This is a genomic window from Rhizobium sp. GW821-FHT14E12 (assembly GCF_058803745.1).
The window spans coordinates 264908-289888 of sequence record NZ_JBXAPH010000006.1; the positions used below are offsets into that span (position 1 = coordinate 264908).

The window sequence follows — 24981 nt, forward strand, 5'->3', positions numbered from 1 at the left end:
CATCAGCGATTGGGGTCACGTTGGCGCACCAGCGCGCCGAGATCGGCAAGGGTAGCCCAGAGTTCCCTGAATAAATCCTGGGCAAACTCCTGCAAGGGCAGATCCTGCGGCCTTTCGTTCCAGCGCTCGCCACCGATGCGTACAGTGCTGACGACGATCGCCGATAGCAGGCGCAGGCGAAGCAACTCCCCCTCGCCGCCGCCTGATCGGGCATACAGCGCATCCGTCAATTTCGTCTCGAGCTTCGCATATTTCAGCTGATGGCGGGCGCTCAGCACCGGCGTATCGTGGATCAGAGCACCGATAGCGAGACTCTGGGGATCGGCCATAGCGGCAACCAGCGCCGACGTCAGAGCGCCTTCGATGACCGCGACGATCGACGCATCCTTGGGCTGCGCGGCGACAGCGTCGGCCAGTTCGTCGGCAAAATTGTCCTGCCAGGCGAAGACCACTTCTTCCTTGCTTGGAAAATAGTCGAAGAAACTGCGCTTGGAGACATCGGCGGCTTCAGTGATGTCCTCGATCGTCGTGCCGTCAAAGCCGCGTTCGAGAAACAGGGCCAGCGCCGCCGCCTCGATGCGCTCCCGTGTCTGGCGGCGTTTGCGTTCACGCCGGCCTTCCTTCACGGCACCATCGATCTCCTGAACATCCGTCATGAACTGCCCCGCTATGCCCCCGCTTCCGGCCGTCCCACATCGGCCGGGCCGGTCTCAGCCGCATAGGCGGCGATTCCGACATTCTCATTCGTGCTACGATATTCGGAGCCGTCAATCGAGAGCTCCAGCGGTTTTCCACGCGATATGCGATAGACGCCCGCCGGCGGAATGTTGCGCACGGTGCCGCCGACGCGCGTTGCCTTCAGGCCGAGGCGATCGAGGATCGGCCGTGGCACCGGACAGCGCGGACCGTAGGTGAATTGATAGAAGGAGCCGCCGGGCTTCATCGTCGCGAAAGCGCCTCCGACAATCGCGGTGATCTTCTCAGGAGGCATGGAAAGCAGTGGCAGGCCGCTGATAACCGCGCCGAATGGCGCACCGGCAAACAGGCCGCATTGGCCGAGCTGCGCCGCATCCATCTGCACCACGCGCGCTTGAGGAAAACGGCCGCGCAGCGGAACGGCGAATTCCTCGCCGAACTCGATCAGGGTCAAATCGCATTCGGAAACGCCGCGCGCCAGCAATGCCCGCGTGAAAACACCGGTGCCGGGACCGAGCTCAAGGACCGGACCGTCGAGCGGCTCGATCTCCTGCGTCATCAGCCGCGCCAGTCGTTCGCCGGACGGCGCAATTGCCGCAACCCGCATGGGGTCGCTCACCCAGGAGCGGAAGAACTGCACGAAATCGGAGCATGTCGTCTTTGTCGTCATTCCGTTAGTCCCATCTGCGGCCAAGAACACCAATTGTGGCGTGATCACGCCACGAGCAGCGTGGCAATTCGAAGGCACAGCAACAAACCGTCGCTGAAATCAGCGGCATGAGAACCATAATAGCGGTTCATAATCAATGCATTTTTTTAACTATTGTATTTTTGCGCTTAGTGCAATAATTAATCAGATACAGAAATAACGAAACTCTTCCCCTTGGAGACTCGCAATGCCCGACTGGACCGTGAAAGACATTCCCTCGCAGACCGGCCGCGTCGCCGTCATCACCGGCGCCACCAGCGGCATCGGTTATGAAGCCGCCAAGGCGCTGGCGGGCGCCGGCGCCCGGGTGATCATCGCGTCGCGCAACGAGAGAAAAGGCGCTGAAGTGCTGGCCGAGATCCGCGCCGCAATACCCGGCGCCGATGTCGCCTTCGAGCCGCTCGATCTCGCCAGCCTCGTTTCCGTGGCCCGTGCCGCCACGCGCATCGCCGCGTCCACGCCCCGAATCGACCTGCTCATCAACAATGCCGGCGTCATGGCCATTCCGGACCGTCATGAGACCGAGGACGGTTTCGAGATGCAGATGGGCGCGAATTATATCGGTCACTTTGCGTTGACCATGCGGCTGCTGCCCAAAGTCCTTGCCGCCGGCAATGCGCGCGTCATCACCGTGAGCAGCCTGGCGCACCGCAGCGGCAAGATCAAATTCGACGACCTGCACTGGGAGGAGAGCTACAGCGCATGGCGCGCCTATTGCCAGTCGAAGCTGGCGACACTGATATTCAGCCTCGAACTCGACCGGATTGCCCGCGCCGAGGGCTGGAACCTCACGAGCATGGCGGCCCATCCCGGCTTCGCGATCACTGGCCTGCAAAGCACCGGCCCTCGCATGGGCCGGAACAGGCCGGGCTTGCTTGAGCTGCTTAGCAAGGCGATAGAGCCGATCCTGTCGCATTCAGCGGCGGGCGGCGCCTTGCCGACACTGTTCGCCGCCACCTCGCCCATTGCCGAGGGCGGCGTCATGTATGGTCCTGATGGTTTCTACGAGCTGAAAGGCCCGCCCGTGCGTGCCAAGATCGTGCCCTATGCCCAGAACAAAGCCATGTGGCGGCGGCTTTGGGAGGTATCGGAGCAGTTGACGGGATTGAAGATGCCGGTGCCGGCTATAGCGTGATATTGCCCCTCTCCCCGCAAAACGGGGAGAGGGTTTTCTATGCCAAATCACCGCACGACGCACTGCCGGCGCGGACCATTGGTCGGCTGATAGGTGTTGTCGGAGGCACGATACGACCGATACCGGTTGGCGCACCAGCGAGCGTGCGCAGTCCCGTGCGATGGGCGGGCAACAGCACCGCCCACGATCGCGCCCGCGGTGAAGGCGGCCATCGGATACCACCAGCCATCATGATAGCGGCGATAGCCGGGGCGTCCGTAGCGATAGCCGCGATGGCCCTGCCAATAGCCCGGGCGATGATGATAGCCGGGGCGATAGTACGGACGATGATGCGGCCGGTAATGCGGGCGATAGTGCGGTCGGTGATGACGATACTGTACCTCGGTCACGCCATTGGCCTGGCCGGTCGTCTGCAAGGTCCCGTTCGTCTGCAAGGTCAGTGGCTGCGGCAGGGGTTGGATTGGCCCCGCAGCGACTGGATTGATGGACGAAACGGCAAGCAAAACACTCAAGGCGGTGGCTGACACCGCCGACAATAATCTCCTCACTGTCATTCTCCTCTCAAGTCCCAACGACCTCAGAAAACGCGCAATGATTGAAAAAGGTTCCCAAGGATTCGACCGCTTGCGCAAACTTGAACAGCGTAATATCTATATAGATAGGAAGCCTACCTATTTATAGGATCTGAACGCATGCATGAAACCGGGCACGCCAACGACATTGAAGAGGCTATGGCACTCGCCGAAGCGCTGCGCCCGGCTCTGCATCGCCTTCATCGCCAACTAAAACGCGAGACCGGCGACACTGGTATCTCGCCGCTGCAGGCGCTTCTTCTCGTCGGGATCGTCCGGCAACCGGGCATCGGCGTCGCCGAGTTGGCCCGGCTGGAAAAGCTGCGTGGGCCGACGATATCAGGGCACATCAAGGCCATGGAACGCGAGGGCCTCGTCGCCCGCGCCGCGCCCGATCCGCAAGACCGGCGGCGCAACGGCCTGATCGCCACCGACAAGGGGTGGACCCTGATCCAGAGCATCAAGCAAAGGCGGACCGACTGGCTCGCCTCCGAACTCGCAAAACTGTCGCCCGAAGCGCGCGCCGCCATTCGCGCCGCCATCGGCCCGCTCGGAGCCATCGGACAATGACCTCACGCAATCAGCAAGCCGCGCTGCAACCGGCACTGAGCGAAAGCGACCCGCCCGACCGCCGTGAAATCCGCGCCGTCATCCTCGGCCTGATGATCGTGCTCGGTCTCGCCGCCATCGACCAGAGCATCGTCGCCACAGCCCTGCCGCGCATTGTCAGCGATCTCGGCGGCGTGACGCATCTCTCCTGGGTGGTCAGCGCCTATGTGCTGGCCTCGACCAGCACCATGCCGCTCTACGGCAAACTCAGCGACCAATATGGCCGTAAGCCGATGATCTACGCGGCGATCCTGATCTTCCTTCTCGGCTCTGTCCTCAGCGGCATGGCGCAGACATTGCTTCAGCTCATCATCTTCCGCGCCATTCAGGGCATTGGCGCCGGCGGGCTGATGCCGCTTGCGCAGATCATCATCGGCGACCTGGTGCCGCCGGCCAGGCGCGGCCGCAGCCAGGGCTCGATCGCCGCCGTCTTCGCCGTCTGCAGCGTCATCGGCCCGATCGTCGGTGGCGTCATCACCGACCTGCTCTCCTGGCACTGGATCTTCTTTGTCAACCTGCCGATCGGCGCGGTCGCCCTTGTCATGATCGGCCGTGCCATGAAGCGGCCGCATCAGGCGCGCAGCCGCCGCATCGACTATCTCGGGGCGGCACTCTTGACCGCCTGCACCACCGGCTTCCTGCTGGTGCTCGCGCTTGGCGGTAACGAATGGGCCTGGCATTCGCCGCAGATTATCGGCCTGTCGGCCGCCTCCCTCATCCTCACCGTCTTCTTCGTCTTCCATGTCCGCCGCGAACCGGAGCCGGTGTTGCCACCCGATCTCTTCCGCAACCGTCTGTTCGTCATTGCCTGCCTTGTGCTCGCCCTGACCTTCATGGGCATGCTCGGCGCGAGCCTGTTCTTTCCGCTGTTCTTCCAGATGGTCATGGGTGTCAGTCCCTCGCAATCCGGCCTTCTGACCGGACCGCTGATGGTCGGCTTTGTCATCTCCTCGATGTTCAACGGACGCGTGCTTCTGCAACGCTCGGGCCGCTACAAGCCGGCCCAGCTTTTCGGTCTTGGCCTTGCAACCGTGGCCTTCGCGATGCTTGCATGGGCCGCCGCCGAGAGCCAGGGGTTCGCCGTCATCGAACCCTCGATCTTTGCGCTCGGGCTGGGGCTTGGGCTGGTGATGCCGACGATGACGATCGCGGTACAGAACGCCCTGCCCCTCGCCCATCGTGGTGTCGGCACCGCGACGCTTGCCTTCTTCCGTTCGCTCGGTGGCCTGATCGGCGTCACCGGCTCCGGCGCCATCCTGGCCTATCGCGTGCAACAGGCGACCGGAACCTCGGGCAGCCTGGACATGTCGTCGCTGACCGATAGCGGGCTGAAGCAGCTCGCCACGGCATCGCCGGAAGCCCATGCCGCGGCGATCGCGCTCTACCGCCACGCCATCGCCATGACCTTCGCCACCGGAACCGTCATCGTGGCACTGGCGCTGATTGCGCTATTGTTCCTGCCGGAACTTCCGCTGAGAGCGGACCACGGCGAGGGTGCCAGGCCAGAACGTTGAAATCACTGTAAATTTTCTTCCGCCACAATGGATCTGACGCGATCGTAGCGCTCAGTGAAAAGAGGGCCTGGCAGGATCTCCTCGGGGGAATATTTCCCATACAAGGCGAAGCTCTGCTCGATAAATTTCTCCAGCGAAATGAGCCTGTAGTCCTGATGCGGCTTGAACATATAGGAGCCCTCGACTCCCAAAACCTCAGCCACCTCCGGATAGACTGGAAAACAACATCCAGCCATGATGACGTCGGCGGGCACGATATCGGTCTGGTTTGTTTCAATACCGCACTGCCGCAAGAAGACGCGCGCGATATCACGGATCGGGCGAGCCTTGGAGTGGTCTATGCCATACATGAAGCTCTCGCGCCGTGACCAAGTTCTAAACGAGTCCGCTATATCAAGCCCATGCGCGGCAAAGCTTTCCAGCAGCTTCTTTCGCTCGCTCTCCCAGCGGGAAAAGAATCCGCTTCGCTCGAATATATCGCGCCGAAACAAGGCTCGCGTTCTCTCGGCACTCAATCCCGCTCGAAAGCCGGCCAGCGCGATCATGGAGTGATAAGCGCCCATCGGACCGTTGATGAGCTGTCCTCGCGCGCCGACAAAACAGATGTCCGGATGGTAGGCATCAAATTGTATGGACGGAATTCGGCTCAGCTTTTCCACCGAGGAGAAATCATAATATCCATGCTCGATCTGGGGATGGATCACGATCCTGTCGTATGTGGGAATCGTTTGAACGAAATGGTCCAGACTTGCCCGAAGCGTCCAGACATCGACGTGATCGATCTTCACGTCATTGGTCAGCAACCTCATGGAGTTTGCAAGGCCGAACGTCTGGGCATTCGAAATAATCAACCATGCTTCCACGGCAGGCTCCCAATGATATCCATATGCCTCTAAACATCTCCCATAAGCCGGCTACCGGTTCCGGCTGCGTCAGGGGCGCAACATCTCGATCTCTCGTTCGTCGCAGACCACGGTTTGATATTCGGTTTCGGGAGGCGGCGGCAGCATCACGGCTTTGGGCTCGGCTTCCTTGCTGGGCTGCGAGACGTAGTTCCTGACAAAGCACCGCATCACATGCGCTACACCGAGATGGTTTACCTCGCGGTAGTCGTCTTCATAATAGAGGCCGCCGGCATAGCTTCCGGTGATGATCTCGTAGGAGGGGAAATAGTCGACCCAGTCAAAGCGCGAGAGCATCTGCTCTGCCACCACGCGCAGCACGGCCTTACTATAGGTCGTCGAAACCAGGACGTTCCGGTTCTCATAGGTCGCCACCAGCGGCACCGGGGAAACGGTGAGAAGCACCTTTACCCGAGGATTGACCTCCTTCAATTTCTTCAGGAACAGCGACAGATGACGGTCGACCTCTTCCACGGTGAAATTGACGAATTCATACCGGTCCGGATCGAACGACCCCGCGGTCACCCCCGGCGCAAGAGGAAAGACGGATCCATCCGCCTTCGATCGCCACGATTCCGTCAGACCCAGCGTGAAGACCAGAACATCGGAATCGAGGAATACCGACCGCACGGCCGCAAGATGTGAACGGCGCGCCTCGACGACGGCGTCCGGGCTTTCATAGCCGTCCGGCTCGATCTGCGGACGGTAAGGATCGACGAACCTTCCATCCTTGCGCAACCAGGCTTTCTCCACCGGTTCGCGCCCTTCGAAGACCTCATCAAAAAGCTGAAGCAACTGCCGAGCCGTATAGATATTCCCATAGCGCGCCGAGAAGACGCCGAAATTTCGCTTGGACCTTTCCGCATCGGACAAATGCTCGCCCTTCTCGGAGATGAAGTAATGAAAGCCGATCCGTTGAATTTGACGCGAGATATGCTGCGCAAAACAACTCCCGGCGGTTGCGACTTTCACTTGCCTGTCGATCTTGAATCTCGGATTGACGATCGGATCGAACATATGCGTCTCCACCCGCGCAACGGACCGACGCCACAACTGATAGTCATTGATCGTGGAATATGGATTGCTCATGCATCTGCCTCCGCTATCGCCTGTTTTACGCGGTTGAAACGCGAGAGATAGCCCGGCTCGACCGTGATCTCATCCGCCCCATAGTCTGAGTAAGCTTCGAAACTGAGCTCAATGAGTTTCTCCAGCGAGATGAGCTTGTACTCGCCGAAAACCTTAAACATGTATGAGCCACGAACCCCGAACAATTCGCCTATTTCGGGATAGACCGGAAGGCAAACGCCATTCACGATTGTGTCGAAAGGCACCAGATCCGTCTTGTTCGTCTCGATGCCGCGATTCCTGAGGAATGTACGAGCGACGTCGAGGATAGGATGAGCCTTGGGATGCGCCAGGCTATGCATGAAACTCTCGCCGCGCGTCCAGCGCCGGAAGGGGTTCGTCATATCCATCCCGAAGACCGCGAAGGTGGAGATGAGTCTGTCTCTCGCCGGCTCCCAGCGCGAGAAGAAGCCGCTTTGCTCATATATGTCACGACGAAACAGCCTTCGGGTCTTCTCGACGCTAAGCCCCGCCTGGAAGGCTGCGAGAATGATCATCGACTGATTGGCGGCCAGAGGCTTGTAGATACGTTCGCCGCGTGCGCAGGCGAAGCAAAAATCCGGATGGTAGGCGTCGAACTCCAGGTTCGGAATCTTGTGCAGATTTTCCACCGATGAAAAGTCATATCCCATCAGCTCGGCTATGGGATTGATGATCAGCCTATCGTATTTCGGAATCTTCTCGGCGTAATCCGCCATTTCCCTCTTGAATTGCCAAACATCCACACAATCAAGATCGAAACTGTCGCTCAACAACTGCAACGAACGCGCAAGCGCATAAGTATTGCAATTGGAAATCAACAACCAACGCTCCACGGCGCGCCCCCTAAGCACAGGCCAATTTCCAGCAGCCTCGCCATCGCGTGTCGGATTTCGAATAAATAGCCCCTACTCTATTCGAATATTGCGACGTGGAAGCACCAACAGAGAAACCTCCGAGAAAGACGAAGGTCTATTCTCCAGATATCTCAGCGCTAAGTCATGGAATCTCCAACACCATTTGAGCGTTGAAACGAGTAAACTTGCTATGGCCAAGCAATTCTATACAGATAACGTCGGCCCCAGTCGGCTAACGCCACATCATTATGGAACGTCTCGTATTTCGGTCAGCGGGGCATGAATTTACCGCTTGAGAATGCAAGCGGTCGCGGCCGTGTCGTCCAACCGCACGACAGGAAGGCATAGGGGCCGGGCATGCGGGGCTTGAGTTCAACCACGGCGCGCGGAAATCCGGTCAGCGATCCCGTTCCCGCGCGTCGTAGCGGATGCGAGCCTCAATGATGTCCCGCTGATTGTTTTCCGTCCAGTTGACCAGCGACTGGATCGTTTCGTGCAAGGTGCAGCCGAGCGATGTCAGCCTGTATTCGACGCGTGGCGGCACCACCGGAAACACCGTGCGTTCGACGATGCCATCACGCTCCAGATGGCGCAGCGTATTGGTCAGCATCCGCTGACTGACGCCATCGATGCTCCGCTTCAATTCCGTGAACCGTAGCGTGCGCTTTTCAAGCAGGGCAATGACCAGCAGCGACCATTTATCGGCGATCCTGTCGAGGATCTGCCGGACTTCGCAGCCCTCGCGCTGATCCCATTGGAGAACGTCGTAGCCCTCGTCGGTGCTCCCGCAATCACTCGGTGAGTTTGAAGTGCCTTCTTCCATGGGCTCGGAATATGCCTTACCTCAATGACGGTTACAAGAAGTAACTGACAGGCATCCTAGTAATTGACCTGCCATTTCCATACCGAACCATCAAACGTGAGGGCATATACCCATGTCGACCCTATCTCACACCTCGACTTCGCAGCCGCCCATGAGCGCAGGGGCGAGAGGCGCCCTGCTCGTCCTGTGCGGAGCGATTTTCCTTGAAGGCATCGATGTCGCGATGCTGAATGTCGCCTTGCCGGCAATCCGCGCCGAGTTGGGCCTTTCGACCACGACGCTCAGTGCCGTCGTCAGCTCCTATGTGCTCGGCTATGCCGGCTTCATGCTGCTCGGCGGCCGCGCGGCCGACATTTTCGGCAAGCGGCGGGTATTTCTCTCAGCGCTTGCCGTATTCATCGCCTTCTCGGGTCTCGGGGGTTTTGCCACCGAAGGCTGGATGTTGCTGACGGCGCGCTTCGTCACCGGCATCGCCTCGGCCTTCATGACACCGGCCGGCCTTGCGCTGATCATAGCGAATTTCCCAGAGGGACCGCAGCGCAACAAGGCGGTGCTCATTTACGCCGGCACGGCTGCCGGAGGCTTTTCGCTGGGGCTTGTCGCCGGTGGCCTGCTTGCCACCATCGACTGGCGGTGGGTGTTTTTCGCGCCGGTCATTCTTGCCAGCCTCATCTTCATCCTGACGCCGCGCCTCGTCGCCGACGACCATCAAAGGGATTATAGCCAGCGCTTCGATATGCTGGGCGCCATCATCCTCGCCGGCGCCATGCTGTCCGCCGCCTATGGCGTGACACGGCTTGAAAACCCCACGCATGGCCTCGACTGGACGCTTGCCGCCTTTGCCGCGAGCGCAATTCTCTGGATTGCCTTTATCGCCATCCAGCGCAAGGTCGCAATGCCGCTAGTGCGGCTCGGCATCCTGCGCTCGCGCTCGCTCGTCCGCGCCAATCTCGCTGCCTTGTTCTTCGCCGGCTCGTTCTTCGGCTTCCAGTTTCTGGTGTCGCTCTACCTGCAGGAGCTGATGGGCTGGACATCGCTGCAGACCAGCCTTGCACTGCTGGCTATCGGCGCCGACGCCATCCTCGCCCCGACCGTGACGCCGTGGCTGGTCAATCGCTTCGGCAATATCAAGGTCATTTTCGGCGGGGTGCTGCTGGCGGCATTGTCCTATGCCTGGTTCTTGCAGGTGAGCCTCGACTGGACCTATGCGGCAATGTTCCCCTCGATGATCCTGCTTGGCCTGGCATTCTCGCTCGCCTACGGCCCGCTGACCATTCTGGCAACGGACGGGATCGACGAAAACGAGCAGGGTCTGGCCAGCGGCCTCGTGAACACGGCCTTCCAGTTCGGCGCGGCGCTCGGACTGTCAGCGGCAAGCGCCGTCGGCGTTCTGGCGCTCGGCGCGGAAACCGACGCCGACGCTCGCCTCGAAGCCCTGCGATTGGCGCTGCTCGTGCCCGTGGTCGCAACCATCATCGGCCTCGCCGTGACCGCGACGGGATTAGGCCCATGGCGAAAGGCTGCTCGCGAATGAGCGATACGTCCCGATGACATCACGGACGTTTTGGAAGCCACTGGCTTAATGTAAAGGAAAAAGAAATGGCGCACCCGAAGAGATTCGAACTCCTGACCCCCAGATTCGTAGTCTGGTGCTCTATCCAGCTGAGCTACGGGTGCGTGGCCGAGACGGTGTAATCCGTTGGCGTGGCGGTTCTCTAAAGCGTCCTTCCTGGGAATGCAAGTGGGTTTCTGAAAAAGATCGCGATTTTCGCAAAGACGGAGGCGAAGAAGCTGAAAAACCTCAGCTTTCGTGAGCGCTGCGGCTGCGGTAATCGTCAAGCGATACCGGGCGGTCCGGTATTTCGATGCGAAACTGCGTGCCGGCGGCGGGTTTTTCCACCAGTGCAATGGTGCCGCCATGGGCCAGCACCAGCTCGCGGGCAATCGCCAGGCCAAGGCCGGTGCCGCCGGAGCGCGCGGAGCCACGGAAGGCGGTAAACAGGTTTTCCCGTGCCTTCTGCGGCATGCCCGGGCCGGTGTCGTCGACGGTAATGCCGACGACACTGCCGATACGATGCCCCGAAACCGTGATGCGGCGGACACTGTCTGGCGTGGACTCGCCGAAGGCGACCAGCGCCTGATGGGCGTTGCGGCAGAGATTGTGGATGACGCGGAACAGTTGTTCGCTATCGGCATCGACGACCAGATCCTGGCTCACCTGCTCGATGAACTCGATACCGCCATCGGGATCGATCGCCAGGATATCGCGCACCTCGTCGATCAGCTCGTGCAGATGCACTCGCCGACGGCGTGGCGCTGATTCGGAGGTCTGACCGTAGGAGAGAACCTCGGTCGTGTAACCGACGGCGCGGTCGATGGTGCGCAAGAGCTTCGGCGCGAAGCGCTTGACCATGGGGTCGTCGACATCGACCAGCCGGTCCGACATCAGTTGCGCCGCCGACAGGATGTTGCGCATGTCGTGGTTGATCTTCGACACGGCAAGGCCGAGGGCGGCGAGGTTCTTCTGCTGCTTCAGCGTCTTTTGCAGTTGCGACTGCATGGAGGCGAGATGGCGGCCAGCCACGGCAAGCTCGTCGCGTCCTTCGTCCGGCACCAGCACGCGGCTCGGATCTTCCGGATCGTCGGAATAGGCCTGCATGCTGTCGGTCAGCCGGCGGATCGGGCCGATCATCATGCGGTTGATGGCAAAGAAGATCAGGGTCGCGGTGAACAGCGAAATCAGGATCGACATCAGGAAGACGCTGCCGGAATAGGCGAGCATGGCATTGCGCAAGCGCGTGTCCTTCAGCACCACCTCGATGCCGGTGCCGGTATCGCCACCGACCGGGCCGAAGACGCGGATGATCCGGTTGCCGCCGAACAGCAGCGTGTCCAGCGCATCACGCATCGCCGTCGGGAGAGAGACATTGCTCAGATCGTACTGCTCATCGACCGAGGCCGGCATCTCGGCGGTCGCCAGCAGCCGCGAGGTTCCGTCCTTGCGCAACACGATGGCGCGCGTGCCCGTCGCCATCAGCGTTTCCTTCTGAAGCGCGCGGGGGAGCTCTACCGGCTGCAGGCCGTCGATGACGGTCGCGGCGGCGGCGGCCGTGTTCAGACGGTCTTCCAGCCAGCGCAGCCGCATATTGGCGACCGACGGCACGAAGATCAGCACTTCGGCAAGCAGGATGAAGATGATGGTAAGGATCAGGAGCTTGCCGGACAGGCCGCCGAAAATGCCGGTCGGCCGACAGAAACGGGCATGACCACGCACCTCAGCCTTGTTGGCCGTGCCGAGGTTCCTGTCCTGCTCACTATCCATTTCAGCTGTCCCGCTTTGCTGCAAAGCGATCTGATGACGACATATCGAAAGCGGATAATAGGGGATTGCGGCGCGTTTTCCAATCGCTTCCGTGACAAACGGCCAGATTGGCCGCTTCAGGCGCGGGAAAGGCGCCGCCCCGCGCCCTTCCCGTCACCGTTTTGGCGGATCAGAATTCCTGTGCCGCCGCGCCGCCGCCAAAGGCGCTGGCGATTTTGCCGATCATGCGATGCGCCGGCGATGCCACGGCGCGATGAGTCTCAGCGCGCGCCGAGACCGGCGCGGATGCCGCTACGGCATCCGTGTCGACCTTAAAGCGGGCAACAAGACGAACGAGGCCGTCCGCCTCCGACGAAAGACGGTGCGTTGCGGCCGAGGTCTCCTCGACCATGGCGGCATTGCGCTGCGTCACCTCATCCATCTGGTTCACGGCCTTGTTGACCTCGCTGAGGCCGGTTGCCTGTTCGCGGGCAGCCGTCGCGATCGAATGAATATGATCGTTGATCTTCAGGACGCGTGCCTCGATGGTCGCCAACGCCTCGCCGGTTGCCTGCACCAACTTGACGCCCACTTGCACCTCACTGCCGGATTTGCTGATCAGAGCCTTGATATCCTTGGCGGCGGTGGCGGAGCGCTGCGCCAGTTCGCGCACCTCCTGGGCGACGACGGCGAAACCCTTGCCGGCATCACCGGCACGGGCTGCCTCGACGCCGGCATTCAGCGCCAGCAGGTTGGTCTGGAAAGCGATCTCGTCGATGACGCCGATGATCTGGCTGATCTCGCCGGACGCCTGCTCGATACGCCCCATGGCATCGACGGCATTGCGCACCACAGTGCCGGAGCGGGCGGCATCTTCCTTGGCATCCGTCACCATGACGCTCGCCTCCCGCGCCCGTTCGGTCGAGTTTTGCACCACGGCGGTGATCTCGTCGAGCGCCGCGGACGTTTCTTCTAGGGCGGCGGCTTGCTGCTCGGTGCGCCGCGACAGGTCGTCGCTGGCATGGCCCAGTTCGCTGGTGTTGATGTTGATCGAGCCGGTCGTCTCGCGCACCTCGCGCATGGTGCTCTTCAGGGTCATGAGCGTGGCGTTGACGTTCTGCTGCAGCTCGGCGAAGGCGCCTTGGAATTCCCCCCGCATGGTCTGGGTCAGATCACCGTCCGCAAGGCTCGCAATGACGCGGCGAACCTCGCTGGTACCGGTGTCCACGCTCACCAGGAGTTCGTTGATGTTGCCGGCGAAACGGTTGAGGTTGACGTCCTCATAATCCTTGTCGATGCGACGGCTGAAATCGCCGGCCGCCGCCGCCGCAACGACGATCGACATGTCGGACTGCAGATCGTCGTTCCTGGCACGCATCGTCATTTCCTCGGCATTCATGCGCCGCACAGTCTTGCCGTTCTGCTTGAATATATCGACGGCAGCCGCCATCTCGCCAATTTCATCCGCGCGCCCGGCAAAGGGAACCTCGACATCGAAATTGCCGTCCGCCACCAGCTTGATGGTCTCCGTTACCCTGCGGATCGGGCGGCTCAGATGCACGGCGCCGATATAGGTGCCGAGGCCGGCGCCCGCGGCGATGCCCAGCACCGTGATACCGAGCACAACCCAAAGGACCGTTTTCTGGAAAGCGTCGATTTCGGCGCTGATCGCCGCGAGCTCGGCCTTGTCAGCCTTGACGACGGCATCGATCTCGGCCTGGAAGGCCTTGCGGTTGGCGCGGTTGGCCTCATTGTTGCCCTGCTTGCTGGCGGCATCCGGACCGTCCGACAAGGCAAGCCTCACGGTCTCTGACCGGAATGTGCGGAATTCCTTGGCCCGATCCTGTAATTTGGTGAATTCCGCCTTCTGTCCCTCGGGAACCATTGGCAGCCAGGCGGCGAATGTGCTGTCGATTTCGTCGAGATCCTTCATCAATCCATCGGCGAAGCCCTTGGCATCCTTGGCGGTGGCGGATGCATAGATACCGCGCGCCTCCATGACCACGGCGGTCACGACACGGTTCAGATGCTCGCCCTGATAGGCGCGGCTCGCTGCCTGTTCGTAGGCCCGCATCTGCCGCTCATATCGGTGCACGGCATAGATGGCGGTTACGCCGATCAAAAGCGCGGCACCGGCCATCACACATACAAGCAGATTAATCTTGCCACGAATCTTCAACGACATGCCTCCTGCAAGCGGAAGCCATCCCCTCGAAAAACTTGGGCTTTCCGCAATACCCCTAAATATCCACTAAAATCATTAATGTTATATTGCGCTATTTTTAATATAAATTTCGAAACACTTTCCTGTACTTAGTATATATTTAAAAATAACACTTTTAATATTATAAAATACGAAACTACCAACTATCCGGAATCTCAATGCCGTTGCGCCGGCAAAACAAACGGTGCCTTACCCCAGGACGCCGGCTTTCAGGAATCTGCGGGCGTATAATTGACTTCCGGGGCCATGATCCGTATAAGCCCGCGCACGTTCGGTATGGAGCCTGCATTTGCGGGCCAAGTCCGTTCGTCATAATCAACAACGCTGCTTGCCTTTAAGGCAAAGCTCAAGAAGGGCCGCACTCCGCGGTATCAAATAAATGAAGCGTACTTACCAACCATCCAAGCTTGTTCGCAAGCGTCGCCACGGTTTCCGTGCGCGCATGGCAACCGCTGGCGGCCGCAAGGTTCTTTCCGCCCGCCGTGCCCGCGGTCGCAAGCGTCTTTCGGCCTAAGGGCCGGAATGCCCGAGAAGATGGCGGGCGAATTGACGAATGAACGATCCAAAAAGACTGTCGGGCGGCTGAAAAGCCGGCCGCAGTTTCTTGCTGTCCGCCAGGGCGAAAAGCGCAAGGGAAGTCTCTTCCTGATCGAGGCGCTGGACCGCAAGCTCACCGATGCCGAACCCCGCGTCGGTTTTACCGTTACCAAAAAACATGGCAACGCGGTGGAACGCAACCGCATGCGGCGCAGGCTGAAGGAAGCCGTGCGGCTTCATGCCGGGTTTGCAATGCAGCCCGGACACGACTATGTGGTTGTCGCGCGGCGCGAAGTGCTGACCGCATCCTTCGAGAAACTCGCGAACGAACTCGTTCAGCGCATCGAAACCAGGCCGAAACATCGGCGGCCGGAAACGGACCGTTCCAGGAAAGTATGATGGAAAATAAACGCAATTACTTCATAGCAATTGCCCTGTCTGTGCTGATTGTTCTCGCTTGGCAGTTTTTCTACATGAACCCGCGTCTCGAAGCGCAGCGCAAGGCCGACCAGGCCGCGAAGCTGCAGCAGCAGACGCAGCAGGCTCAGACGACGCAGAACCCAGCCGCCGGCGCTACCGTAGACGGCGCAGCGCCCTCGAGCGGCCAGAGCGCACCGACGACGCTGACCCACGATCAATCGGTTGCCAAGTCGGCCGCCTCGCGCGTCGCCATCGACACGCCCGCGCTGTCCGGCTCCATCAATCTGGAAGGCGCCCGCTTCGACGATCTGCAGCTCAAGGCCTACCATGAAACGGTCGACAAGAGCAGCCCGATCATCACACTGTTCAGCCCGGCCGACACCAAGGACGGTTACTTCACCGAACTCGGCTATGTCGGCAGCGATGCAACCGGCGCCGTTCCCGGCCCCTCGACGGTGTGGACGCTTGCGAGCGGCAACAAGCTGACCGACAGCACGCCGGTGACGCTCTCCTACACCAACGACAAGGGCATTACCTTTACCCGCACCATTTCGGTCGACGAACGCTACATGTTCACGATCACCGACAAGATCGCCAATGCCGGCCAGGCACCGGTGTCGCTGTCGAGCTATGGCCGCGTGACCCGCTACAACAAGCCGACCACGCCATCGGCTTACGTCCTGCATGAAGGCTTCATCGGCGTCATCGGCGACGACGGCCTGATCGAGACCAAGTATACCGCCGCCGAAAAGGAAGCCGTCAATCCGGCGAAGGCAACGGGCGGCTGGCTCGGCATCACCGACAAGTACTGGGCCGCCACGATCGTGCCGCCGCAGTCGGGTGCCTATGACGCGCATTTCTCGCATTTCGCTGATGGTCAGCCGCGCTACCAGGCCGATTATAAGCAGGACGCCGTCACCGTCGCCCCCGGCCAGTCGCAGGAGCTGAAGAGCCTCGTCTTCGCCGGCGCCAAGGAAGTACCGGTCATCGATCGCTACGAGACGAGCTATTCGATCCCGAAATTCGACCGCCTGATCGACTGGGGCTGGTTCTATTTCATCACCAAGCCGATGTTCAAGCTGATGGATTTCTTCTTCCGCTACTTCGGTAATTTCGGCGTCGCCATCCTGTGCACGACTATCGTCGTCAAGGGTCTGTTCTTCCCGCTCGCCAGCAAGCAATACGCTTCGATGGCGAACATGAAGCGCATGCAGCCGAAGATGGAAGAGCTGAAGGCCAAGTTCGGCGACGACCGCATGGGGCTGCAACAGGCAACCATGCAGCTCTACAAGGAAGAGAAGATCAACCCGATCGCCGGCTGCTGGCCGGTGCTCCTGCAGATCCCGATCTTCTTCTCGCTCTACAAGGTGATCTATATCACCATCGAGATGCGCCATGCGCCGTTCTTCGGCTGGATCCAGGACCTTTCCGCTCCCGATCCGACCTCGATCGTCAATCTCTTCGGCCTGCTGCCGTTCACGGCTCCGACCATCCTGCATCTCGGCGTCTGGCCGCTGATCATGGGCATCACCATGTTCCTGCAGATGCGTATGAACCCGACACCGCCGGATCCGACTCAGGCGATGATCTTCACCTGGATGCCGCTGGTATTCATGTTCATGCTGGCCAGCTTCCCGGCCGGTCTCGTGATCTACTGGGCGTGGAACAATACGCTCTCGGTGATCCAGCAGGCACTCATCATGAAGCGCCATGGCGTGAAGGTGGAACTCTTCGACAATCTGAAGGGCCTCTTCAAACGAAAACCGGCACCATCGAAATGACGAAAAAAGCCCCGCGAGAGCGGGGCTTTTCTTTTTGGGGGATATCGCGTGCGCGAGGCTATCTGTTTTCCTCGTGATCCCGGTAGCCTTGAAAGCCGGCCGCCGGTCAGGGCTTGCCCGCTTCGATCAGGTTCCGCCGGAAGAATGACAGAACGTCCGCATCGAACGACTTGTGAAAGGCGACCCTGTCAAAGCCGTTGGCATCCTTGCAAATCTCCGGCTGCAACCGGGTGAGCGCCGCCGAGCAAGGCGCGAGAAAGGCGAAGTGTGCCGCATTGGCGACGACATGAAATTCGGGCTTTGCCGGCAAGTCGCCCGTGAGAACGACGACGTTTTCCGGCAGCACGCCGTCGCCGCCATGTTGCGAGCCCCAGAGCTGAACGGGTACCTTGACATTCTTCAGGCTGTCCTTGGTCGAAAAGAAACTGAAGGGATCGGCAATGACCAAAGCCTTGATGCGCGCATCTTGGGTCAGCGGCTGCGTCGGAAGCTCGTTGCGGCGGATCTGTCCGCAAATCGGCGCCGGTTCCGGGCATGAGACATGCGGATCGTGAAAATCCGGGATCGCTCCGGCAAGAACCAGGCCGGTATAGCCGCCGCGCGAAAAGCCGAAGAAGCCGATGCGGCTCGGATCGATCTTTGCCGCTTCCGGAGAGGCGTTCAGCATGAAATCGATGAGACGTTTGATATCTGTCGGTCGCTCGACGAAGACGGATATATCGCCCGATTGGCTCATGTCGGAAAAATTGTCGCGCGGATGGTTCAAGGCGACGACGACGAAGCCCGCATCCGCCAGGGTTTCCGCCGTATCGTGATGGCCGAGAGAGCTGCCGGCATGACCGTGCGAAATGACGACCAACGGCAGATTGTCGCCCACGATTGGGCAATTCCGGACACCAGAAACGACGATCGGTCCAAGCGTGATGTCCGCCGGCGCAACGGCGCAGGGCGACCAGATGAAGGCACGGAGAGCAGGACCGCTTGCGTCCGCTGGGACTTCAAACGATTTCAGGCCCGCTGCGTGAGCCCACGTTGCGGTCAGGCTGACGGCAATGAAGCATAGAATCTTTGTGAAACGCATTTTCTTTTCCCAAAATGAAAATCGAACGGGGTTGGCGCAATGCATCACTCGGCTGCGTCGCGAAGCGGAATCAGCAGATCGGTAGCGAGTTCGCTGTTGGCTACGTGCCTTGGGTGATTGAGATAGATCTCGAGCGCCGGGCGATCGTCAGGCTCGAGGCCGCTTTGCGGTAGCCATCCGCCGAAAAGCGTTTGAAACGTTGGAGAAATGAGCGCATAGGGGCCGATCAGCCGGTGCCGCGCATAGCGCCCGCCCGCCACGTCGCATCGTTCAAGTCCGTCCGTCGCCACCGCATCGTTCGACAGGATCAACCCGGCAAAATATCGGAAACCGTCACCCTGATCCGGATCGCCATAGCAGACGCCAATACGAGCAACATCGTTCCATGCTATCCCACGCTCCGACGACCATTGCCGTAAACGCCGATAGCTATGTGGAATCGTTGTGAGCGGCCCATCGTGACGCACACCGAATACAGTCACCGGCTGCCGGTCGACGATCGTCACCGGAGGAAGGCTCGTCGTGATCGACTGTTGCTGCATCTGGAAATCGGTCGGACTAAGCCCGGTCAGATTGCGAAAGGCGCGCGCGAAGCTTTGCGAGCTGTCGTAGCCTGCATCCAATGCCGTTTCCGTAACCGAGACGGTGCGGCCGGCCAGTCGATGCGCCGCCTGGGCGAGCCGAACCCGGCGGATCGTGGCGGCAATGCTTTCGCCGGTCAGCGCGCGATAGAGCCGATGGAAATGGAATGGCGAGAAATGAGCGATGGCAGCCAGGCTTTCGATCGAATGCGGCGCCGATGGATCAACCATGATCGCTTCGATGACGCGGGCGATGCGCCGGCGATAGTTTTCTTCTGTGCTGGTCTTCATGAGGCCAAGGAATAGCATGGCCTTTACGGACGCGCGGCGCAGCAATTGCGGATTTTTTCGAGTGCCAGTCAGAATGCATCGCCAGAAGATCATCGACGGGCACACCGATCAAAACTTGACTTTCGGCGGCAAAACCTCGAAGCCAGTCAACAATTGAACCGGAAGACCTGAAGCAGCATGGCAGAACAGACGACAAAAGACGACAAGCCGCTTTTCGGCCGCCCGTGGATCTTCATCCGCGGCGTGCCGGCGATGAAATTCCTGCCGCCGGAAGGGCCTCTGGAAGTGGCCTTCGCCGGACGCTCGAATGTCGGCAAGTCGTCGCTGATCAATGCGCTGGTCGGCCATAAGGGTCTGGCGCGCACCTCGAACACGCCGGGCCGCACGCAGGAACTCAACTACTTCGTTCCCGACGGCTTTTCCGGCGAGGGCGGCGACCTGCCGCCGATGGCCCTGGTGGATATGCCGGGCTACGGCTATGCCGAAGCGCCGAAGGAACAGGTGGATGCCTGGACGAAGCTGGTGTTCGACTATCTGCGCGGACGCACGACGCTGAAGCGCGTCTATGTGCTGATCGACAGCCGCCACGGCATCAAGAAGAATGATGAGGACGTCCTGAACCTGCTCGACAAGGCCGCCGTTTCCTATCAGATCGTGCTGACCAAGACCGACAAGATCAAGGAAGCGGGCCTTCCGAAGCTATTAGCCGATACCGCCGAGAAGATCCGCAAGCGTCCCGCTGCGTATCCGGGCATTCTCTCCACCTCCTCGGAAAAGGGCGATGGCCTCGAAGAGGTGCGCCAAGCGATCCGGCTGACGGTCGGCATTCCCTTCTGAACAGCTGATACGAACAAAGTGAAGCCGCCGTCCCCGACGCCCCGGGAAACGGCGGCCCTGCTGCCGACGTTCTTTACATTTTCGGCAACAACACCTTGTCGACCACATGGATCACGCCGTTCGACTGCTTGACGTCGGCGATGGTGATGTGAGCGGTGCCGCCGGCCTCGTCGACCAGCGTCAGCTTGCCGCCTTTTTCCGTGGCTTTGATCACGCAGCCGCCGACTGTCTTCAGGTCGTATTCACCACCATTGGCCATCGCCATCTTCTTGATAGCTGCGTCCATGTCGTCACCGGCCACCACATGGCAGGTCAGGATCTTCGTCAGCATCGCCTTGTTCTCCGGCTTCAGCAGCGTCTCGACCGTGCCGGCCGGCAGCTTCTTGAAGGCTTCGTTGGTCGGCGCAAAGACGGTGAACGGGCCTTTGCCTTCCAGCGTATCGACAAGGCCGGCAGCCTTAACGGCGGCAACCAGCGTCGTGTGGTCCTTTGAGTTCACCGCATTCTGAATGATGTTCTTACTGGCAAACATTGGCGCGCCGCCGACCATCGGGTCCTTGGCATAGGCGAGGCCGGTCGCGGCCGCGAGCGTTAAGGCAACTGCGGCGATGCGGATCACGGTCTTGATCATAGGTCTATCCTCTTCCTCTTTTGCCCCGATCTTGCGGGGTCAAAGCAAGGTACGGAGGCACAGGCGGAAGAGTTTCAGCCGCAGTTCCTTTTTCGGAAGAAAGATGATCTCAGGGCAGACGGATCGTGCCAGAGGCGATGACATTGCCCGTGGGCTTGCCGGTCGGCGAGCCGCCGAAGGGCTCGACGCTGACGGCGATGATCGCGCCTTCGGTGAGTTTGCTGTGAAGCTCCGACGGCAAGACGATCTCGCCCTCGCCGGTCTGCGGCAGGATGCCAAGCGCCTCGGCCGGATCGCTGCCGCGAATCAGCCAGAGTTCCAGCGATTTTTCCTGGGGCTGGCCTGCGGCAACCGGCGTTACCCTCAGCAGGCCATTGGTGGCATCATAATTGGCAAGCAAATTGATGGGGCTGTTTTGTCCGGCAAGTGATGCGCTGAGCTGCTTGCCCGGCGATGGCTGCGAGGTATTGTTGGTGACGGTAAACATCAGGACGCCGATCGCGAGAAACAGCGAACCGAAGGCGACCGAGCGCCAGAGCAGCAGCGAGCCCCAGACATGGGCGCCGAACGCGGTTTCACCGAAGACACGCTTCTCGACCTTGGGAAACACCGAGGCCGGCGGCGCGACCATCTCGTAATCGTCATTGAATCCCGAGAGATTCTGCTCCCAGCGGCTGACGATCGCGGCAAACTGACGGTCGCTGCGCATGCGCCGCTCTACCTTCTGCCGATCTTCCAATGACAATACGCCGAGCACGTATTCTCCGGCCAGGACTTCATCGCGGGAGCGGCCTCCCTTGCTTTGATCGGACGAACTCATCGGTCCAAGCACTCTCTCAGTCTGATCAGGCTTCGGCGCAGCCAGGTACGCATGGTATTCAAAGGCACCGAATATTGCTCGGCAAGCTCCTGGTAGCTCAGGCCCTCGACATAGGCGCTACGAACAGCTTGAGCCCGACCAGCTTCCAACTCTTCCATGCACCTGTCAATGCGCCTTCCCTCTCCCTTTACGATTGCCTGCTCCTCCGGACCGGGTTCGGTGTCAGCGAGATCATAGGCTGAGTCTATTTCGTCGGCTACGGGTTTTCGGGCACGAATGGCATCGATCGACTGATTGCGTGCAATCGTCGTCAGCCACGGCATCGCCGGTCCTTCCGAGGCGAGAAAACGCTCGGCCCGCTGCCAGATTTTCACATAGACCTCCTGCAAAACCTCCTCTGCATCAGTCTTGCTACGAAGGATACGCAAACAGACGGCATAGAGTTTCGGGCTGGTCCGTCTGTAAAGCGCAGCAAAGGCCTTCTGGTCGCGCATAGCGACCCGGCTGATCAGCGTCTCTATCTCCTCACTCGCCATCCACCCCCCGATCGCCGCTCCCTCGCTATCTTCAGGGCAAAATCACCACACGGCAAGCGCACTTGATGAATGAAACAGGACAGAGGCGATGCGACGCAATAAAAACTAATCTTGTCATCATTATTCCCTCTGTCAAAAACTTGAGATAAAAGGCCGCGAACGATTTCACGGGGTGCCCCATGTCCGAAGCCCAAAGCGAACTCCAGGCCAGCCTGCTGGCCAAGGCCCTGCCCTACATGCAGCGTTATGAAAACAAGACCATAGTGGTGAAATACGGTGGCCACGCCATGGGCAATGCCGAGCTCGGAAAGGCTTTTGCTGCCGATATCGCGCTCCTGAAGCAGTCCGGCGTCAACCCGATCGTCGTCCACGGCGGCGGCCCGCAAATCGGCGCCATGCTGACGAAGATGGGCATCGAATCGAAATTCGAAGGCGGACTGCGCGTTACCGACCAAAAAACGGTCGAGATCGTCGAAATGGTGCTCGCCGGCTCGATCAACAAGGAAATCGTCGCGCTGATCAACCAGACCGGCGAATGGGCGATCGGCCTTTGCGGCAAGGACGGCAACATGGTCTTCGCCGAAAAGGCGCACAAGACCTTCAAGGATCCGGACTCCAACATCGAGCGCGTGCTCGATCTCGGTTTCGTCGGCGAAGTGGTCGAAGTCGACCGCACCCTGCTCGACCTGCTTGCCAAGTCGGAGATGATCCCCGTGATCGCGCCGGTCGCTCCCGGCCGCGACGGCGCCACCTACAACATTAATGCCGACACCTTTGCCGGCGCTATCGCCGGCGCGCTCAGCGCCACCCGCCTGCTCTTCCTCACCGATGTTCCGGGCGTGCTCGACAAGCAGGGCCAGCTGATCAAGGAACTCTCCGTCGCCCAGGCGCATGCGCTGATCGCCGACGGCACGATTTCCGGGGGCATGATCCCGAAGGTCGAGACCTGCATCGACGCCATCAAGGCCGGCGTCCAGGGCGTCGTCATCCTCAACGGCAAGACCGCCCATTCCGTGCTGCTCGAGATCTTCACCGAACACGGCGCCGGCACGCTGATCGTTCCCTGATAGAAACGCGCCCTTTCCGCACGGAGAAAGGGTGCATTTTTCCCGTTATTGCCGGCGACACGTTCAACCGAAATCGGTCGAGCGCGTCAGGTCTTCCCAGGCGGTGATCTCCTCGCTGAGAGCAGCGATTTTCCCGCGCACCAGGTTCAGCGCGTCCGTGCCGAGCAGCAGATGAGCGGGCGGGTTGTCGGACGCCACGAGCGCCAATATGGCCGCGGCTGCCTTTTGCGGGTCGCCCGCCTGATTGCCGTTTTTCTCCTCGCGCGCCTTTCGGATCGGATCGAATAGCGCGTCATAGTCGGCGATGCTGCGACCGGAGCGGATCATTGAACGGCCGGCCCAATCGGTACGGAACGAGCCGGGCGCGACAGCCGTGACCTTGATGCCGAAATCCTTCACCTCTTTCGCCAGCACCTCGCTAATACCCTCCAGCGCAAACTTGCTGCCGCAATAGTACGCGATGCCGGGCATGGTGATGAAACCGCCCATCGAAGTGATGTTGATGATGTGACCGGCACGACGGCGACGCATGAAGGGCAGCACCGCCTTGATCATCGCCACAGCGCCGAAGACGTTAACGTCGAACTGGTGCCGCATCTCGTCGAGTGGCGATTCCTCCAATGTGCCCTCGTGACCATAGCCGGCATTGTTGATCAACACGTCGATCGGACCGAGTTCGGCTTCGATGCGCGCAATGGCGGGCTCGATCGCCGCAAAATCGGTCACATCCAGAAGTATGGCTCTGGCGCGCCCCGGCGCCATGGCCTCGAACTGCGATTGGCCGGCAGCGTTGCGGACTGTGCCGGCAACTCGGTGGCCAGCGGCAAGGGCCGCTTTGGCGAAGGCACGGCCGAAGCCGGAACTGACGCCGGTGATCAGGAAAAGTTTGCTCTCTATCGAATTCATGGGGAAGCTCCTTGCTGTCAGCGCGCTCGACGCTTGGCCAAGCGGTCGCGTGTTGCTTATGTGGACACGGCGCGACTGACAGTCCAATATATTGCGGTGGCTTCGTTCATATCCTAAAGGTATTGCACTACTCAGCCGGAAGAGAGCAGGATGGAACTACGTCACATCAGATATTTTCTCGCCGTCGCCGAGGAGCTGAATTTCACGCGCGCAGCCCGACGCATCGGCATCGGTCAACCGCCCCTCAGCAATCAGATCCGCGATCTGGAAGAGGAAATCGGCGCACCGCTGTTTCGCCGCTTGCCGCATGGCGCGGAGCTGACGGAGGCGGGACAGGTTTTCCTGCCGGAAGCACGCGCAATCCTGGCCAAGGCCGGGCAGGCAAAGGCCTTGGCGCTGCGGGCAGCGCGCGGAGAGCTCGGACGATTGCGGGTGGGCTTTACCGGTTCGGCGGCTTTCAGCCCTATCGTGCCGTCCTCCGTGCGCAGCTTTCGCCGTGTCTATCCGGAAATCGACCTGACGCTGGCGGAGGCGCCTACGACGAGGCTGCTGGAGCGGCTTGACGCCGAGGAACTGGATGCCGTCTTCATCCGACCGGGCCGCGCCGATCCGCCGGGTTTCCGCTCGCATGTGCTTGGCGAGGAAAGCATGGTTATCGCCCTGCCCTCCGGCCATCCCCTGGCAGAGGCGGACACCCTGCCCCTGTCGGCTCTATCCGACGAGCCGTTTGTGCTCTTTCCGCGCGCTGCCGGCCCCAGCCTGTTCGACGAGATCATTGCCGCCTGCCGACGGGCAGGCTTCGAACCGATCCTGGGGCAGATCGCGCCGCAAATCACGTCGATCGCCAATCTGATCGCAGTGGAACTCGGCGTTTCGGTGGTGCCATCGGCGGTGGCGCAGATCCGGGTTCCGGGCGTCAGCTATATTCCCATCGCAGGCGATGGCCCCATGGCACGGCTGACGCTTGCGACACGCCGAGACGAGCGCTCGGCTATTGTGCAGAATTTCCTCGCGCGCGTGCTGGCAACCACAGCTGAACTCTGA

Annotated in this window: 25 protein-coding genes and 1 tRNA gene; 10 read left to right on the plus strand and 16 right to left on the minus strand. The window is 60.5% G+C overall.

From position 1 onward, the window contains the following. Window positions 1-2: 2 nt before the first annotated feature. Both AC1RO0_RS22310 and AC1RO0_RS22315 read right to left on the minus strand, forming a co-directional pair. The gene (locus AC1RO0_RS22310; protein ID WP_498594948.1) at window positions 3-656 is read right to left on the minus strand and encodes a TetR family transcriptional regulator; all 654 of its coding nucleotides are present in this window, start codon (window positions 654-656) and stop codon (window positions 3-5) included. An 11-nt stretch (window positions 657-667) separates the two neighbouring features. Then, window positions 668-1366, minus strand: coding sequence for a class I SAM-dependent methyltransferase (locus AC1RO0_RS22315; RefSeq protein ID WP_498594949.1), 699 nt, complete (start codon window positions 1364-1366; stop codon window positions 668-670). A 226-nt stretch (window positions 1367-1592) separates the two neighbouring features. Here AC1RO0_RS22315 and AC1RO0_RS22320 point away from each other — a divergent pair, with 226 nt between their 5' ends. Further along, on the plus strand, window positions 1593-2540 hold the full coding sequence (locus tag AC1RO0_RS22320) for an SDR family oxidoreductase (RefSeq protein ID WP_498594950.1): 948 nt from the start codon (window positions 1593-1595) through the stop codon (window positions 2538-2540). 47 nt (window positions 2541-2587) lie between these two features. Here AC1RO0_RS22320 and AC1RO0_RS22325 read toward each other — a convergent pair whose 3' ends face one another. After that, on the minus strand, window positions 2588-3094 hold the full coding sequence (locus AC1RO0_RS22325) for a BA14K family protein (protein WP_498594951.1): 507 nt from the start codon (window positions 3092-3094) through the stop codon (window positions 2588-2590). Window positions 3095-3232: 138 nt separating this feature from the next. Between AC1RO0_RS22325 and AC1RO0_RS22330 the strand changes: the two genes are divergently transcribed. Then, window positions 3233-3682: a MarR family winged helix-turn-helix transcriptional regulator gene (locus AC1RO0_RS22330; protein ID WP_498594952.1), complete on the plus strand. Its 450-nt coding sequence runs from the start codon at window positions 3233-3235 to the stop codon at window positions 3680-3682. Beyond that, window positions 3679-5235, plus strand: a complete 1557-nt coding sequence (locus tag AC1RO0_RS22335) for an MDR family MFS transporter (protein WP_498594953.1) — start codon at window positions 3679-3681, stop codon at window positions 5233-5235. The genes AC1RO0_RS22330 and AC1RO0_RS22335 overlap by 4 nt, the downstream gene beginning before the upstream one ends. A 2-nt stretch (window positions 5236-5237) precedes the next feature. Here the strand turns inward: AC1RO0_RS22335 and AC1RO0_RS22340 are convergent, their stop codons facing one another. From AC1RO0_RS22340 to AC1RO0_RS22355, 4 genes are all read right to left on the minus strand, one after another. After that, window positions 5238-6098: a WcbI family polysaccharide biosynthesis putative acetyltransferase gene (locus AC1RO0_RS22340; protein WP_498594954.1), complete on the minus strand. Its 861-nt coding sequence runs from the start codon at window positions 6096-6098 to the stop codon at window positions 5238-5240. A 69-nt stretch (window positions 6099-6167) separates the two neighbouring features. Then, window positions 6168-7226, minus strand: a complete 1059-nt coding sequence (locus tag AC1RO0_RS22345) for a GSCFA domain-containing protein (protein ID WP_498594955.1) — start codon at window positions 7224-7226, stop codon at window positions 6168-6170. Then, a complete protein-coding gene (locus AC1RO0_RS22350) occupies window positions 7223-8080 on the minus strand; it encodes a WcbI family polysaccharide biosynthesis putative acetyltransferase (protein ID WP_498594956.1) in 858 nt (285 codons plus the stop codon). Before AC1RO0_RS22350 ends, AC1RO0_RS22345 begins: the two co-directional genes overlap by 4 nt. A 418-nt stretch (window positions 8081-8498) precedes the next feature. After that, window positions 8499-8924, minus strand: coding sequence for a winged helix-turn-helix transcriptional regulator (locus tag AC1RO0_RS22355; protein WP_498594957.1), 426 nt, complete (start codon window positions 8922-8924; stop codon window positions 8499-8501). 151 nt (window positions 8925-9075) lie between these two features. On the opposite strand from AC1RO0_RS22355, the gene AC1RO0_RS22360 reads away from it, so the two are divergent. Further along, window positions 9076-10458, plus strand: coding sequence for an MFS transporter (locus tag AC1RO0_RS22360; RefSeq protein ID WP_498594958.1), 1383 nt, complete (start codon window positions 9076-9078; stop codon window positions 10456-10458). A 66-nt stretch (window positions 10459-10524) separates the two neighbouring features. Here AC1RO0_RS22360 and AC1RO0_RS22365 read toward each other — a convergent pair. The 3 genes from AC1RO0_RS22365 to AC1RO0_RS22375 all read right to left on the minus strand — a co-directional run bounded on the left by AC1RO0_RS22365 (window position 10525) and on the right by AC1RO0_RS22375 (window position 14404). Further along, window positions 10525-10601 (minus strand) — tRNA-Arg (locus tag AC1RO0_RS22365). Between the two features lie 124 nt (window positions 10602-10725). After that, complete coding sequence (locus AC1RO0_RS22370; RefSeq protein WP_498594959.1) at window positions 10726-12246, minus strand: ATP-binding protein; 1521 nt, start codon at window positions 12244-12246, stop codon at window positions 10726-10728. A gap of 169 nt (window positions 12247-12415) precedes the next feature. Next, on the minus strand, window positions 12416-14404 hold the full coding sequence (locus AC1RO0_RS22375) for a HAMP domain-containing methyl-accepting chemotaxis protein (RefSeq protein WP_498595008.1): 1989 nt from the start codon (window positions 14402-14404) through the stop codon (window positions 12416-12418). Window positions 14405-14828: 424 nt separating this feature from the next. On the opposite strand from AC1RO0_RS22375, the gene rpmH reads away from it, so the two are divergent. The 3 genes from rpmH to yidC are packed head-to-tail and all read left to right on the plus strand — an operon-like array spanning window position 14829 to window position 17187. Further along, window positions 14829-14963 carry a 50S ribosomal protein L34 gene (rpmH, locus tag AC1RO0_RS22380; RefSeq protein WP_046794124.1) on the plus strand — a complete coding sequence of 45 codons (135 nt, stop codon included), beginning with the start codon at window positions 14829-14831 and terminating at the stop codon, window positions 14961-14963. 20 nt (window positions 14964-14983) lie between these two features. Further along, on the plus strand, window positions 14984-15385 hold the full coding sequence (rnpA, locus tag AC1RO0_RS22385) for a ribonuclease P protein component (RefSeq protein ID WP_034520160.1): 402 nt from the start codon (window positions 14984-14986) through the stop codon (window positions 15383-15385). After that, the gene (yidC, locus tag AC1RO0_RS22390; protein ID WP_498594960.1) at window positions 15385-17187 is read left to right on the plus strand and encodes a membrane protein insertase YidC; all 1803 of its coding nucleotides are present in this window, start codon (window positions 15385-15387) and stop codon (window positions 17185-17187) included. Before rnpA ends, yidC begins: the two co-directional genes overlap by 1 nt. Window positions 17188-17293: 106 nt before the next feature. On the opposite strand, the gene AC1RO0_RS22395 is transcribed toward yidC, so the two are convergent. Then, entirely contained in the window at window positions 17294-18268 is a 975-nt protein-coding gene (locus AC1RO0_RS22395) for an alpha/beta hydrolase family protein (protein ID WP_498594961.1), read from the minus strand. A 44-nt stretch (window positions 18269-18312) separates the two neighbouring features. Beyond that, a complete protein-coding gene (locus tag AC1RO0_RS22400) occupies window positions 18313-19140 on the minus strand; it encodes an AraC family transcriptional regulator (RefSeq protein ID WP_498594962.1) in 828 nt (275 codons plus the stop codon). Between the two features lie 177 nt (window positions 19141-19317). On the opposite strand from AC1RO0_RS22400, the gene yihA reads away from it, so the two are divergent. Further along, a complete protein-coding gene (gene yihA / locus AC1RO0_RS22405) occupies window positions 19318-19977 on the plus strand; it encodes a ribosome biogenesis GTP-binding protein YihA/YsxC (protein WP_498594963.1) in 660 nt (219 codons plus the stop codon). A 73-nt stretch (window positions 19978-20050) separates the two neighbouring features. Here yihA and AC1RO0_RS22410 read toward each other — a convergent pair whose 3' ends face one another. From AC1RO0_RS22410 to AC1RO0_RS22420, 3 genes are all read right to left on the minus strand, one after another. Continuing rightward, window positions 20051-20608: a fasciclin domain-containing protein gene (locus tag AC1RO0_RS22410; protein WP_498594964.1), complete on the minus strand. Its 558-nt coding sequence runs from the start codon at window positions 20606-20608 to the stop codon at window positions 20051-20053. A 109-nt stretch (window positions 20609-20717) separates the two neighbouring features. Then, window positions 20718-21428, minus strand: coding sequence for an anti-sigma factor (locus AC1RO0_RS22415; RefSeq protein ID WP_007695455.1), 711 nt, complete (start codon window positions 21426-21428; stop codon window positions 20718-20720). After that, window positions 21425-21964, minus strand: coding sequence for a sigma-70 family RNA polymerase sigma factor (locus AC1RO0_RS22420; RefSeq protein WP_498594965.1), 540 nt, complete (start codon window positions 21962-21964; stop codon window positions 21425-21427). Before AC1RO0_RS22420 ends, AC1RO0_RS22415 begins: the two co-directional genes overlap by 4 nt. Before the next feature lie 179 nt (window positions 21965-22143). Here AC1RO0_RS22420 and argB point away from each other — a divergent pair, with 179 nt between their 5' ends. Continuing rightward, complete coding sequence (gene argB / locus AC1RO0_RS22425) at window positions 22144-23031, plus strand: acetylglutamate kinase (RefSeq protein WP_498594966.1); 888 nt, start codon at window positions 22144-22146, stop codon at window positions 23029-23031. Window positions 23032-23094: 63 nt separating this feature from the next. Here argB and AC1RO0_RS22430 read toward each other — a convergent pair whose 3' ends face one another. Then, complete coding sequence (locus AC1RO0_RS22430) at window positions 23095-23937, minus strand: oxidoreductase (protein ID WP_498594967.1); 843 nt, start codon at window positions 23935-23937, stop codon at window positions 23095-23097. Window positions 23938-24087: 150 nt separating this feature from the next. Here AC1RO0_RS22430 and AC1RO0_RS22435 point away from each other — a divergent pair, with 150 nt between their 5' ends. Beyond that, complete coding sequence (locus AC1RO0_RS22435; protein ID WP_498594968.1) at window positions 24088-24981, plus strand: LysR family transcriptional regulator; 894 nt, start codon at window positions 24088-24090, stop codon at window positions 24979-24981.

What these genes read in the sequence shown, in the direction of transcription:
- AC1RO0_RS22310 (WP_498594948.1), bottom strand. Translation starts at nt 656, where the DNA reads ATGACGGATGTTCAGGAGATCGATGGTGCCGTGAAGGAAGGCCGGCGT.
- AC1RO0_RS22315 (WP_498594949.1), bottom strand. Translation starts at nt 1,366, where the DNA reads ATGACGACAAAGACGACATGCTCCGATTTCGTGCAGTTCTTCCGCTCC.
- AC1RO0_RS22320 (WP_498594950.1), top strand. Translation starts at nt 1,593, where the DNA reads ATGCCCGACTGGACCGTGAAAGACATTCCCTCGCAGACCGGCCGCGTC.
- AC1RO0_RS22325 (WP_498594951.1), bottom strand. Translation starts at nt 3,094, where the DNA reads ATGACAGTGAGGAGATTATTGTCGGCGGTGTCAGCCACCGCCTTGAGT.
- AC1RO0_RS22330 (WP_498594952.1), top strand. Translation starts at nt 3,233, where the DNA reads ATGCATGAAACCGGGCACGCCAACGACATTGAAGAGGCTATGGCACTC.
- AC1RO0_RS22335 (WP_498594953.1), top strand. Translation starts at nt 3,679, where the DNA reads ATGACCTCACGCAATCAGCAAGCCGCGCTGCAACCGGCACTGAGCGAA.
- AC1RO0_RS22345 (WP_498594955.1), bottom strand. Translation starts at nt 7,226, where the DNA reads ATGAGCAATCCATATTCCACGATCAATGACTATCAGTTGTGGCGTCGG.
- AC1RO0_RS22355 (WP_498594957.1), bottom strand. Translation starts at nt 8,924, where the DNA reads ATGGAAGAAGGCACTTCAAACTCACCGAGTGATTGCGGGAGCACCGAC.
- AC1RO0_RS22360 (WP_498594958.1), top strand. Translation starts at nt 9,076, where the DNA reads ATGAGCGCAGGGGCGAGAGGCGCCCTGCTCGTCCTGTGCGGAGCGATT.
- AC1RO0_RS22370 (WP_498594959.1), bottom strand. Translation starts at nt 12,246, where the DNA reads ATGGATAGTGAGCAGGACAGGAACCTCGGCACGGCCAACAAGGCTGAG.
- rpmH (WP_046794124.1), top strand. Translation starts at nt 14,829, where the DNA reads ATGAAGCGTACTTACCAACCATCCAAGCTTGTTCGCAAGCGTCGCCAC.
- rnpA (WP_034520160.1), top strand. Translation starts at nt 14,984, where the DNA reads ATGGCGGGCGAATTGACGAATGAACGATCCAAAAAGACTGTCGGGCGG.
- yidC (WP_498594960.1), top strand. Translation starts at nt 15,385, where the DNA reads ATGGAAAATAAACGCAATTACTTCATAGCAATTGCCCTGTCTGTGCTG.
- AC1RO0_RS22395 (WP_498594961.1), bottom strand. Translation starts at nt 18,268, where the DNA reads ATGCGTTTCACAAAGATTCTATGCTTCATTGCCGTCAGCCTGACCGCA.
- AC1RO0_RS22400 (WP_498594962.1), bottom strand. Translation starts at nt 19,140, where the DNA reads ATGAAGACCAGCACAGAAGAAAACTATCGCCGGCGCATCGCCCGCGTC.
- yihA (WP_498594963.1), top strand. Translation starts at nt 19,318, where the DNA reads ATGGCAGAACAGACGACAAAAGACGACAAGCCGCTTTTCGGCCGCCCG.
- AC1RO0_RS22410 (WP_498594964.1), bottom strand. Translation starts at nt 20,608, where the DNA reads ATGATCAAGACCGTGATCCGCATCGCCGCAGTTGCCTTAACGCTCGCG.
- AC1RO0_RS22415 (WP_007695455.1), bottom strand. Translation starts at nt 21,428, where the DNA reads ATGAGTTCGTCCGATCAAAGCAAGGGAGGCCGCTCCCGCGATGAAGTC.
- AC1RO0_RS22420 (WP_498594965.1), bottom strand. Translation starts at nt 21,964, where the DNA reads ATGGCGAGTGAGGAGATAGAGACGCTGATCAGCCGGGTCGCTATGCGC.
- argB (WP_498594966.1), top strand. Translation starts at nt 22,144, where the DNA reads ATGTCCGAAGCCCAAAGCGAACTCCAGGCCAGCCTGCTGGCCAAGGCC.
- AC1RO0_RS22430 (WP_498594967.1), bottom strand. Translation starts at nt 23,937, where the DNA reads ATGAATTCGATAGAGAGCAAACTTTTCCTGATCACCGGCGTCAGTTCC.
- AC1RO0_RS22435 (WP_498594968.1), top strand. Translation starts at nt 24,088, where the DNA reads ATGGAACTACGTCACATCAGATATTTTCTCGCCGTCGCCGAGGAGCTG.